The organism is Streptomyces sp. NPDC005863, from assembly GCF_042871345.1.
Classification (GTDB): Bacteria; Actinomycetota; Actinomycetes; order Streptomycetales; family Streptomycetaceae; genus Streptomyces.
This window is the reverse complement of sequence record NZ_JBIAII010000002.1, coordinates 55,739-66,035: the sequence shown is the minus strand read 5'-3', so window position 1 is coordinate 66,035 and position 10,297 is coordinate 55,739. Positions and strand designations below refer to the sequence as shown.

At 72.2% G+C, this 10,297-nt stretch carries 11 protein-coding genes and 2 tRNA genes; 5 read left to right on the top strand and 8 right to left on the bottom strand.

Annotated features, from left to right (window positions below):
* Positions 1–146 precede the first annotated feature (146 nt).
* The gene (locus ACFYO9_RS06685) at positions 147–974 is read left to right on the top strand and encodes a MarR family transcriptional regulator (RefSeq protein WP_358774489.1); all 828 of its coding nucleotides are present in this window, start codon (positions 147–149) and stop codon (positions 972–974) included.
* A gap of 30 nt (positions 975–1,004) precedes the next feature.
* On the opposite strand, the gene ACFYO9_RS06680 is transcribed toward ACFYO9_RS06685, so the two are convergent.
* On the bottom strand, positions 1,005–1,889 hold the full coding sequence (locus tag ACFYO9_RS06680; protein ID WP_358774490.1) for a LysR family transcriptional regulator: 885 nt from the start codon (positions 1,887–1,889) through the stop codon (positions 1,005–1,007).
* A gap of 166 nt (positions 1,890–2,055) precedes the next feature.
* On the opposite strand from ACFYO9_RS06680, the gene ACFYO9_RS06675 reads away from it, so the two are divergent.
* From ACFYO9_RS06675 to ACFYO9_RS06665, 3 genes are all read left to right on the top strand, one after another.
* On the top strand, positions 2,056–2,874 hold the full coding sequence (locus ACFYO9_RS06675; protein ID WP_358774492.1) for an alpha/beta hydrolase: 819 nt from the start codon (positions 2,056–2,058) through the stop codon (positions 2,872–2,874).
* 142 nt (positions 2,875–3,016) lie between these two features.
* Positions 3,017–3,607 (top strand): NAD(P)H-dependent oxidoreductase, encoded by a 591-nt coding sequence (locus ACFYO9_RS06670; RefSeq protein WP_358774494.1) that lies wholly within the window; start codon positions 3,017–3,019, stop codon positions 3,605–3,607.
* The gene (locus ACFYO9_RS06665) at positions 3,604–4,758 is read left to right on the top strand and encodes an erythromycin esterase family protein (protein WP_358774496.1); all 1,155 of its coding nucleotides are present in this window, start codon (positions 3,604–3,606) and stop codon (positions 4,756–4,758) included. The genes ACFYO9_RS06670 and ACFYO9_RS06665 overlap by 4 nt, the downstream gene beginning before the upstream one ends.
* Before the next feature lie 109 nt (positions 4,759–4,867).
* On the opposite strand, the gene ACFYO9_RS06660 is transcribed toward ACFYO9_RS06665, so the two are convergent.
* From ACFYO9_RS06660 to ACFYO9_RS06630, 7 genes are all read right to left on the bottom strand, one after another.
* Positions 4,868–4,941, bottom strand: a tRNA-Trp gene (locus ACFYO9_RS06660).
* 63 nt (positions 4,942–5,004) lie between these two features.
* On the bottom strand, positions 5,005–6,135 hold the full coding sequence (locus tag ACFYO9_RS06655; RefSeq protein ID WP_358774497.1) for a ribonuclease inhibitor: 1,131 nt from the start codon (positions 6,133–6,135) through the stop codon (positions 5,005–5,007).
* A 107-nt stretch (positions 6,136–6,242) separates the two neighbouring features.
* The gene (locus ACFYO9_RS06650; RefSeq protein ID WP_358774498.1) at positions 6,243–7,637 is read right to left on the bottom strand and encodes an SDR family NAD(P)-dependent oxidoreductase; all 1,395 of its coding nucleotides are present in this window, start codon (positions 7,635–7,637) and stop codon (positions 6,243–6,245) included.
* 113 nt (positions 7,638–7,750) lie between these two features.
* Positions 7,751–7,822 (bottom strand) — tRNA-Glu (locus tag ACFYO9_RS06645).
* 193 nt (positions 7,823–8,015) lie between these two features.
* On the bottom strand, positions 8,016–8,423 hold the full coding sequence (locus ACFYO9_RS06640; protein WP_358774500.1) for a VOC family protein: 408 nt from the start codon (positions 8,421–8,423) through the stop codon (positions 8,016–8,018).
* A 62-nt stretch (positions 8,424–8,485) separates the two neighbouring features.
* Entirely contained in the window at positions 8,486–9,148 is a 663-nt protein-coding gene (locus ACFYO9_RS06635) for a transketolase C-terminal domain-containing protein (RefSeq protein ID WP_388666053.1), read from the bottom strand.
* A gap of 44 nt (positions 9,149–9,192) precedes the next feature.
* Positions 9,193–9,477: a hypothetical protein gene (locus ACFYO9_RS06630; RefSeq protein WP_358774502.1), complete on the bottom strand. Its 285-nt coding sequence runs from the start codon at positions 9,475–9,477 to the stop codon at positions 9,193–9,195.
* Between the two features lie 97 nt (positions 9,478–9,574).
* Between ACFYO9_RS06630 and ACFYO9_RS06625 the strand changes: the two genes are divergently transcribed.
* A complete protein-coding gene (locus tag ACFYO9_RS06625) occupies positions 9,575–10,270 on the top strand; it encodes a transcriptional regulator (RefSeq protein ID WP_358774504.1) in 696 nt (231 codons plus the stop codon).
* Positions 10,271–10,297 lie beyond the last annotated feature (27 nt).

The following is a 10,297-nucleotide window of genomic DNA, read 5'->3' as shown; positions in this document are numbered from 1 at the left end:
GGGGCGCCGTTCGGGCATCAGCACGCGTGGGGTGGGCCGACGCGGTCTTCCTAGGGGGCCGGGGGAGTGAACCCGAGGCGTGAACTCCACACGCGTAGAGCTCCCTTGTCCCCGAAAACCCGCAACCCGCGGGCAGAATGCGGGTCATGACTGACACCGCCCGCCGCATGTTCGGGCTCCTGGAACCGATCTGCCTGGTCACCTTCCACGCCGACGAGACCAACGAGGAGCTGGCCGCGCTCGGCCACCGGACCTACTGGGACGGCTACTTCGCCAGTCGTGCCGCGCCGTTGGGGCGGGTCCCTGCCGAGGTCGTGCACGCGGCCTTCTACAGCTTCGCCGACGGCGAGGTCGCCCGGCACATCCCGAGCGCGTGGGAGACGATCCCGCCCGAGGTGTCCCTCGCCGCGCGGCAACGCGGCAGCGCGGCCTCCGTACGGCGGATTCTCGGCGACAGAATGGCCGAATCCGCGGGCCTGGTGCGCGCCGCCGACCTGACCACCAAGGCCGCGACAAGCGCGCCCACGGAGGGCCGGGTGATGTACGCCGGGATGCGCACCCTTCCGGTGCCGAGCGAGCCGGTCGCCCGGCTGTGGCACTCCGCCACCATGCTGCGCGAGCACCGCGGCGACGGTCACATCGCCGCTCTTGTCGGCGCGCGCATCGGCGGTACGGAGGCCCATGTGCTCAGCGCGCTGGACATGGGCGTGCACCCGCCCGAGTCGTTCGGGCGGATCCATCACCTGCCGAGGGAGCGGCTGGCCACGGTGATGAACGGCTTGCGCGAGCGCGGTCTCGTCGACACCGACGGCCGGTTCACCGACGCGGGCCGGGAGGCCAAGCAGCGCATCGAAGCCCTCACCGACGACCTCGCCGCCCCGCCGTTCGAAGCTCTGTCCCCCACCGAACTCGACGAGCTGATCACGGAGCTCGAACCCATCACGGCGAGGCTGGTGGCGGCCGGTTCGAAGTGACGGGTGAAGGTTGTCCGCGGGTTTCGGGGCTCAGGGCACGAGGTGACGGCAGGCAGCCAGCAGCCGGGTCAGCGGGCGGCCCGGCGGGCCCGGGCGAACTGCCAGATGGGCGGGGACCAATGGCGTGGGGTTGGTGAGGGGCCGGAAGGCGACCCGCGGTGCCGGGTGGTGCTCGGCCTGGGCGGCGTAGTAGACGGTCCAGCTCGGCTTGCCGGTGGCGACGGCGGCGAGAGTGTCCTGGTCGGTGGTGAACGCGGGGCCGAGGACGGGGGTGAAGCCCGCCTCCCGGCAGGCGTCGACGACCGCGTCGACCAGGTGCGGGTTGGTGTCACGGGATGTGATCCGCAGGGGGAGTTCGGCCAGCTCGGCCAGCTCGATCCTCTGCCGGTCGGCGAGGTGATGGCGGGCCGGCAGGGCGGCGACCAGAGTGTCCTGCCAGAGCGGGAGGAGCTCCAGGTCGGGGGTGGGGTCGGCGCCGCGGATGATGGCGGCGTCCAGCTCCCCGGTGCGGACCTGCTGGAGCCGTTTGGCTCGGGGCATGCTGATGAGTTCGACCGTCAACTGGGCGTCCTGCCGCCCCAGTTCGCCCAGGAGGTCGTCGAGGTGTGAGCCCAGTCCGGTGCTCGTGCCGAGTTTGAGGGTCGATTGCTGTTCGGCGCGCAGGTCGGCCATCGAGGCGCCCGCCGCCCGCTCGGCGTCGAGGATGGCCTGCGCGTGGGGAAGGAACGCTTCGCCGGCCCGGGTCAACGTCACGGTGCGGGTGGTGCGACGGAACAGGTCGAGCCCGAACTCGCGCTCCAGCCGCCGGATCTGCTGGCTGACGGTGGGCTGCACGATGTGCAGCCGTTCGGCGGCCCGGCCGAAGTGCAGTTCCTCGGCCACGGCCACGAAGTAACGCAGCTGGCGCAGCTCCATCTCGCCCCCCATTCGGCTTCGCCCCCCATTCATCACGATCCTTGATCACTATATGAGAGAAGCGCCCCTTGGTCGGCGTCCGCGTCCGGGCTGGAATGGCCTGCGTGGTCGAACTCCGGCGACGGCCCGCACCCCTACGGACGCGGGCGGGCAGAAGGGACGAGGCATGGCCTACGCGGCAGCGAACGGAACCAGGCTGTACTACGAGGATCACGGCTCCGGACGGCCTGTGGTGTTCCTGCACGGCCTGGGGAGCAGCGGTCGGGTCTGGGACGCCCAGGTGGCCGACCTGATGGACGACCACCGGGTCATCACCCTCGACCAGCGCGGCTGCGGCCGCTCCGAGCGGCCCGCCACCGGCTACACCATCGCGGATGCCACCCGCGACATCCTGGCGTTCCTCGATGCCCTGGATCTGGAGCAGCCGGTGCTCGTCGGATCGTCGATCGCCGGCTCGTTCGTGCTTGAGGCCGCGCTCGCGGCGCCGGACCGCATCGGCGCGATCATTCCGGTCGGCGCAGGCGTCCACCACTTCACCACGGTGCGCGATGCGGTGGACGAGCTCCTGTCGGCCCTTCGCGCCGACCGCGCCGGCACCCTGGCCGGCTTCGTCCCGCACTGGTACCGGCCCGGAACCAGTCCGGCGATGATCGACCGGACGGTGCGTCAGGTGCTCGAATCGACCTGCCTCATCGACGAATTGATCCTCGCGCAGGCCTCGTACGACCCGCGCGAGCGCCTGGCGGGCCTACGTGTGCCCACCACATTCCTCCACGGCGAGCTCGACACCGAGATCCCGCTGTCCGTCCCCGAGGAGTGCGCGCGCCTGATCCCCGGCGCCCGCCTCACGGTGGTCGAAGGCGGCGGCCACATGGCCCAGCAGGACCAGGCGCAACGCTTCAACCAGGCACTGCGCACGGCGCTGCGCACGACACTGCGCCTGCCGGACACCGACATCCCGGAACCGGACCCGGCACTCAGCTGACCGATTGCGTCAACCATGGGCCGGCACTCAGCTGACCGACACGTCAACCACGGGCCGGCGCCACGCCGCCCGGCCGGCCCGCTTCCTGCCCCGATGCAACCCACCAGCCGTTCACACCCCACCCGAAGAGAGCAGACATCGCATGACCACGAAGATCGGCATTGTCCTGGGCAGCACCCGCCCGGGCCGCCGGGGCCGCATGGTGGCCGACTGGGTCGCCAAGACCGGCGTCGAGCACCTGCCCGAGGTGCACTTCGACATTCTCGACCTGGCCGACTTCGGCCTCCCCCTCCTCGACGAACCACAGCCACCTGCCGCCGGGCAGTACAGCAAGCACCACACCCTCCGCTGGAGCGAGGCCGTCGGCGGCTACGACGGGTTCGTGTTCGTCACCCCTGAATACAACCGCTCCATCACGGGAGCCCTGAAGAACGCCATCGACTTCCTCTACGCCGAGTGGAACCACACGGCGGCCGGATGCGTCGGCTACGGCATGCAGGGCGCCACCCGCGCCGTCGAACATCTGCGGCTGATCCTGTCGGAGCTGAAGGTCGCCACGGTCCGCTCCCAGGTCTCCCTCTCCCTGTTCGGCGACTTCACCATCGAGGACCCCACCCTGCCCGGCGCGTTCACGCCCGGGTCCCACCACGCGAGGACTCTCGTCACCGTGCTGAGGGAGACCGTCGAATGGGCCGAGGCACTCCAGGAACTGCGCGCCGGAGCCCGCGCATGACGACCTCGCCATCCCTGCCCCTGACCGCCACGGCACTCGACCGGATCGCCCGGGTCATCGCGGACGGGGCGAGCGTCGTGGGCCTCGGCGAGTCCACCCGCGCCGCCCACGAGACCTTCACCGTGCGCGACCAGCTGTTCCGGAGACTGGTACGCGAACACGGTTTCCGTGCCCTGGCCGTGCAGGATACGGCCGACGCCGCACGGGCGCTCCACGCCTACGTACGGCGCGATCCCGACGGCGCCGCCTCGGCCGCCGCAGCACTGGCTACGGCCTGGGCCCCGTGGCGTACGACGGAGATGGCCGCGGCGCTGGACTGGATCCGCGCCTTCAACGACGAGCACGCGGACGACCCCGTGCACATCTTCGGCGTGAAACCACCCCAGGCTTCCCCCGCCGACTACGACGCGGTCCTCGACCATGTCCGCGTGACGTCTCCGCAGCAGCTGGCGGAGGTCACCCGTCACCTGGACCCCATCCGCACGGCGCACCAGGTCGACGAGCACGTCCAGCGCGCACGTGGCCTGCACCCCGGTCGACCCTTCGCCGACCACGCCGACGACGCGCTCGCCATCGTCGAACGGCTCGACGACGGCACCGTACTGGACCGCATGCGTCTGATCGCCGACTTCCATCGGTGCAGTGTCGCGGGAAGCGGCACGTACGCAGGCGACGCCGAGGTGTGGGGCAATACCATCCTCGAACAGCTGCGCCGCACCGGGCAGCGGGTGGCCTACTGGGACGGCGTCGCACACACCTGCGCCACCCCGGCCGCCCTGGGCCTGGCCCCAGAACGCGGCAGCCGGCCCACGGTCGGAAGCGTGCTGCGCCACCACCAAGGCGCGGCCTATGTGTCCGTCGCGATCGGTTTCCACCACGGCGAGTCGGGCGCCGTCACCGTTCCGCCGCCCGACCCCGATTGGATCGACGCGCGGCTCGCCGACGAGACCGCCCGATCAGTCTGGGTGAATCTGCGCGAGGAAGGGCAGCGCCCGCAGTGGAGAGGCCCGGCACGACTGCGTGTGATCAGCGGGGTCTACAGCACTGAGCGCGATGCCGCCGAACACCTGGCCGTCGCCGATCTGCCCAAATCGTTCGACGTCCTCATCCACATCAACCGGGTCTCCCCGGCCCAGGGGTGGGCTTCGTAGCCGGTACGGGGACGCCCGGGCGACAGGCTTCGGGCAGGTCGGCCTCGTTGGCCTGGTCGGCCTCGTTGGCCTCGCCGCGGAGCGCCGGCGCGCGGGCCGGACGGGGCGGACGGGGCGGCTGGATTCGAACCAGCGTGTTCCGGTTTTGGAGACCGGCGCGACTGCCTCTGCGCTACGGCCCCGCCCTGGTGGGGCATCCTACGGGTCCCGTGGTCGGGGTCCCAGGCCCGCGCCGTGCCCTCTCGGTCAGCGGTGCACGCTGCGTACCGCCGCCACGTCCGGCGGGACAGCGGGCGCCGCGGTCGCCGCGCTCAAGGCCGCGAGGCGTCGCTTGACGCTGGCCGCGATGCCCGCGCCGAGCACGAAGCGCGTGGGCGTGCGCGCGCCTTCGGCGGCGTCGAGGAGCCGGTGCGCCTCGCGGCTGCGTATCCCGGTGTGGGTGAGGACCAGATGGGCCAGCCGGTGCTCGCCCGACGCGAGTGACGCCGCGAGGGCGAGCGCCGCCTCGTCGTCGATGTGGTTGTCCGCCGCGCCGAGCGCCCCGGCCGCGCGTACCCTCCCGAGATCGAGCAACCGCACCCCGGCGGCCACCGACGCGGCGACAAGCCGGGCGACGGCACGCGGCCCGATGCCGTTGCTGGCGAGCGCCAGCCGTTCGAGATCGCCGTACGGGGCGCGCGCCAGGGCGTCGGCCAGCAGAAGGGCGCCCTCGTCGCCGAGTCGCGCCGCCGATACGTACAGTTCACGCACGGCGCCGTGGGCGATAAGCTCCGCGAGCGGCGCGGCACCCTCCCGCCCCAGCGGATTGCCGCCCAGATAGACCCGCTCGATCCGTCGGCCGGTGTCGGCCGCCGCGAGGAGGGCGTCGGCGAGGACCGTCAGGCCGGAGGCGTCGAGGCCGGTCTGGACGAGGTCGAGGGTGCGCAACGTCCGTGCGGAGTCGATCAGTTCGGCCGCGGCGCGGCCACCCGGCGGGCCCAGCGGATTGCGCTTCAGCCAGACCCCGGTGACGACCTGCGGCGACGCGCGCAGCTGGTCCGCTATGCGGCAGGCGCCACCTGCGGTGATGTTGTTGCAGCCGAGGTAGAGGGTCTCGACGGCGGCCCCGCTCGCCGCGCCCGTCACGTCGGCGGCCCCCATATCGCCCAGGCCGTCCGTGCCGAGCAGCAGGTGCCGTACGGGCGAGGGGTTTCGGGAGTCCCGGAGCGCCCCGGCGACGAGGGCCGCGCCCTGGGCTCCCAGCGCCTGCTTGCACAGGTCGAGGCGCCCGTCCGGCAGCACCGTGCCCGCGGTGAAGTCGATGCGCTCCCCGGCCGGACGTCCGTCCCTCAACCAGTCGAGCAGGGGCCCCAGTTCGGCAACCGGCCGCGGGATCACGCGCGGCCCCCCGGCGTCGGCGCCCACGCCACTGCTCCCGCTCCCACTCCTGCTCCCACTCCTGCTCCCACTCCTGCTCCCGCTCCCGCTCCCGCTCCCGCTCCCGCTCACCACGGTGCCTCCTCGTAGTCCTTGAGGAAGACCCCCGAGACCGGCGCGCCGGCCTCTCCGCGCACGATCGGGTCGTAGATCCGGGCCGCGCCGTCCACCACGTCGAGCGGCGTGCGGAAGCCGGCTCCCGCGATGCGGTCCTTCTTGGGCGCGGGGTTCTCGTCCGTGATCCAGCCCGTGTCGACGGCGCACATGTGCACGCCCTGGCGGGCGAGTTCGGCGGCGCTGGTGCGGGTGAGCATGTTCAGCGCCGCCTTCGCCATGTTCGTGTGCGGGTGTCCTGCCATCTTGTTGCGCACGGCGAAGCGGCCTTCGACGGCCGTGACGTTCACGATGTACGTGCGATCGCGCGGCGAGGCGAGCAGCAGGGGCAGCAGCCGGTCGCAGAGGAGGGCCGGGGCGAGCGCGTTGACCAGCTGGGTCTCCAGGACTTCGGCGGGGTCAAGGGCGCCGAGCCGGGCGGACCAGGAGTTCTCCGGGGAGGGGTCGGGCAGCAGGCCCGCCTCGTCCGCGTCGCGCAGGAGGCCGGTCTCGTCGGCGTCGCGCAGGAGGCCCGCCTCGTCCGCGTCGCGCAGGACCAGGGCGAGCGCGCCCTGCCCGGCAGCGGCCACGTCCGTCCGCATCGGCCGGAACCCGGGTGCGCTCCGGGCGAGCGCGGGGAGCCGGGCCGCCTCTCCGGCCGCGAGCGCGGCGTACGAGGCGGGCGGCCGCCGGATCGTCTGGGCGGCGTTGTTGACGAGGATGTCGAGCGGCTGGCCCATCTCCCGCAACTCCTCGCACAGCCCAAGGACTTGGCGTGGATCGCGCAGATCGACGGCGAGCACGGTGAGCCGGTCGAGCCAGGCCTCGCTGCCCGCGACGGCGCGGAAGCGGCGCTCGGTGTCGTGCGGGAAGCGGCTGGTGACCAGGAGCTCGGCGCCGTCCCGCAGCAGCATCAGGGCGAGCTGGAAGCCGATCTTCACACGGCCGCCGGTGAGCAGCGCGCGACGCCCGCGCAAATCCGTGGTGAGCGCGCGCCGGGCGCGGTTGTCGGCCGCGCAGTCCGGACAGAGCCGGTGATAGAAGGAGTCGACCTGTCGATACGACGCCTTGCAGACGTAACAGGGGCGCGGGCGCAGGAAGGCCCCGCCCTTGCCATCGGCGGTCAGCGGCGCGTCCTCGAGCCGGTCGCCCGCGCCGGTCGCGGTGGCGGCCATGACGGCGGCGTCGGCGGCGGAGAGTTCGGCGCCGCGCGCCTTGCGTCGGCGCAGCCGCCCGTCGCGGGCGAAGGACGCGGCGACCTGCTCGGCGCGCAACCGCACCGGGTCGTCGACCGGCAACTCCCGGAGCCGGCCGATCACGTCGTGGAAGGCCAGGAGGTCCGTCTCGCTGATCCCACCGCTCGTACCCATACGTTCCCGCCCGCGTGTCCGTGCCCTTGGCTCCGGTTGCCCCGGCCGGATCCCGCCCCGCGCGTCCGTGCCCGTGGTCCCGGCCGGGTCCCGCGCGGCCGGTCCGTTGCCCGTGGTCCCGGCCGGATTCGAACCGGCGTATCCGCCTTGAGAGGGCGGCGAGTCTGCCTCTGCTCTACAGGACCCACGCCGCACGCACCGCGCGCGACCCCCGGATGGTAGCCAGGTCAGCGCGCCGCTGTCGCATGGATTTACGAACGGTGGCCGTGCCGTGCACACTGCCGTGCACGCTGCCGTGCACACCGATCAGCCCCTCCCGGCCGTCCCGCAGGCAGCACCTGACCCAGCCGACATCGCGAACAGGCATTACTACGTGGGCTACGTGCCCTGACCGGGCGGTTCGGTCAGTTGGATCAGATCCCAGCGGTTTCCGTACAGGTCCTTGAAGACGGCGACCGTCCCGTACGGCTCGTGCCGTGGCGGCCCTTCGAAGACGACCCCGGCTGCCCGTAAACGCTCGTAGTCGCGCTCGAACGTCTCGGTGTTCAGAAACCAGTCGACACGGCCGCCGGTCTGGTTGCCGACACGGAGCTCCTGCTCACCGGAGGCGGCCCGAGCCAGGAGCACGGCCGCCTCCCTCGCTCCGGGCGGAGCCACGACCACCCAGCGCTTGGCGTCGTCGAGCCGCGTGTCCTCCCGGAGTTCGAACCCCAGGACGTCCACATAGAAGGCAATGGCTTCGTCGTAGTCACGAACGACCACGGTCACCAGTCCGAGATAGCGCATACGCCGATCCTCCACCCACCCCGACGAGCGTCAACACGGGAGTGCCTTCCGCCCCGCCACCGCTACCCGTACGTCCCCCCCCCACCCAGCACACCCCCCGCACCGCCGCCACGAGTTAGTCCCGATGCGGCTGGGCCGCGCGGTCGAGTTCCAGGGCGAAGGGCAGTACCGGGCCGTCGGGGCGGGTGACGCGGCGGGGTGGTGCGGTGAGCGTGAGTGCCTCCGCGGCGGTGCTCACGGATGACGACCAGTTGGCCCGTACGGCCCACGGAAGCGGCGAGACCGGCCCAGTCGAACGGATGCACCGTGCGCGGGTCGAAGACCTCGACGGAGATGCCGGACGCCAGCTCGTCGGCGACCGCGACGGCCTCCGGCACCAGTTGGCCGACCGCCACCACCGTGACGTCCGAACCAGGCCGCACCACGTTGCCCACGCCGAGCGGGAGCGGGCCGAGGGCGGCGAGGTCCACGTCCTCGCGGTCCGTGGAGGAGGCGGCCGGGGTGAGGACCACGAGGACCACCACCGGGTCGTCGTCCCGGATCGCCGGGTCGTCGTCCCGGATCGCCGAGACGAGCGATCCTGGGTCGGCGGACCAAACGACCAGCCGCCGGCCGCGATGTGATGGGCGAGGATCAAAAGGACGTGGTCGGTCTCGCCGGCACGAACAGACGGCATCGGACCCGGAGTTCGGGGACGAGCCCGAAGATATGGCGTGTGGCGGCATCGATGTCCTCGGTCAGCCGCGCTGGGTCGCACGTGCGGGCTCGTTCAGAGGAATGTCGCGCATGCCGCGCTGGGGCGAGAAGAACAGCCACAGCCCGCGCAGCAACCGCCGATGACGGCGATCCACAAGGTGGTCCGGACGCCGAGGAGGGTGGCGAGCCCGCCGCCGACGAGTCCGCCGACCGGCAGGGTCCCCCAGGTGATCCAGCGGGCGGCGGCGCTGACCCGGCCGAGCAGCTCCGGCGGGCAGGCGGCCTGCCGGTAACTGGTCAGCGAGATGCCCGCGACGGTCGAGGAGAAGGTCCACGAGACCCAGCCGAAACCCCTCACTCCGGCCCCGGCGCGCCGGGGCCGGTGAGAGCAGGCGGCCTGGAGTCCAACGAGACCGATCTCCCCTCGAGATCGAGGGTGTTCTTAGACTGGCGAGGTGGAGGACATCGATGCGATCGCGGCCCTGCAGGATTCGGTGCGGCGTCGCCTGTACGAGTACGTGGTGGCACAGGGCCGCGAGGTGGGCCGCAACGAGGCGGCCGAGGCGGTCGGGGTGGCGCGCACACTTGCCGCGCATCATCTGGACAAGCTGACGGAGGTCGGGCTGCTGGAGAGCGGCAGCCGCCGTCTGACGGGCCGTTCGGGGCCGGGGGCGGGCCGCCCCGCCAAGGTCTACACGCCGGCCAGGACCGAACGCTCGGTGTCGCTGCCCGCCCGCGACTACCGTACGGCCGCCGAACTGCTCGCCGAAGCCGCTGAGCAAGCGGGCCTCGACGCCCGTCTCTTCGCGACAGCGCGACGCCGGGGTGAGACCGACCGCGGATCGGCTGCGCCCTGCGCGGGCTTGGAGGAAGCCATGCAGATGCTGGCCGCGCGGGGCTACGCGCCGCACCTGGAAGAGGCCGACACCGAGGGCGCTGTCGGCGTTGACGGGACCGGTGGCCCGCACGTCGTGCGCATGCGCAACTGCCCTTTCCACGTGGTCGCCGAACGCTTCCCCCCGCTCGTCTGCGGAATGAACCTCGCACTCCTGGAGGGCCTGCTCGGCGATGGCCCTGTCACGGCCCGGATGGACGCCCGGCCGGGGGAGTGCTGCGTGGTGCTCGAAGATTCTAAAAACAATACGGATTGACATAGAAAAGCGGGCCGTGCTGGGATG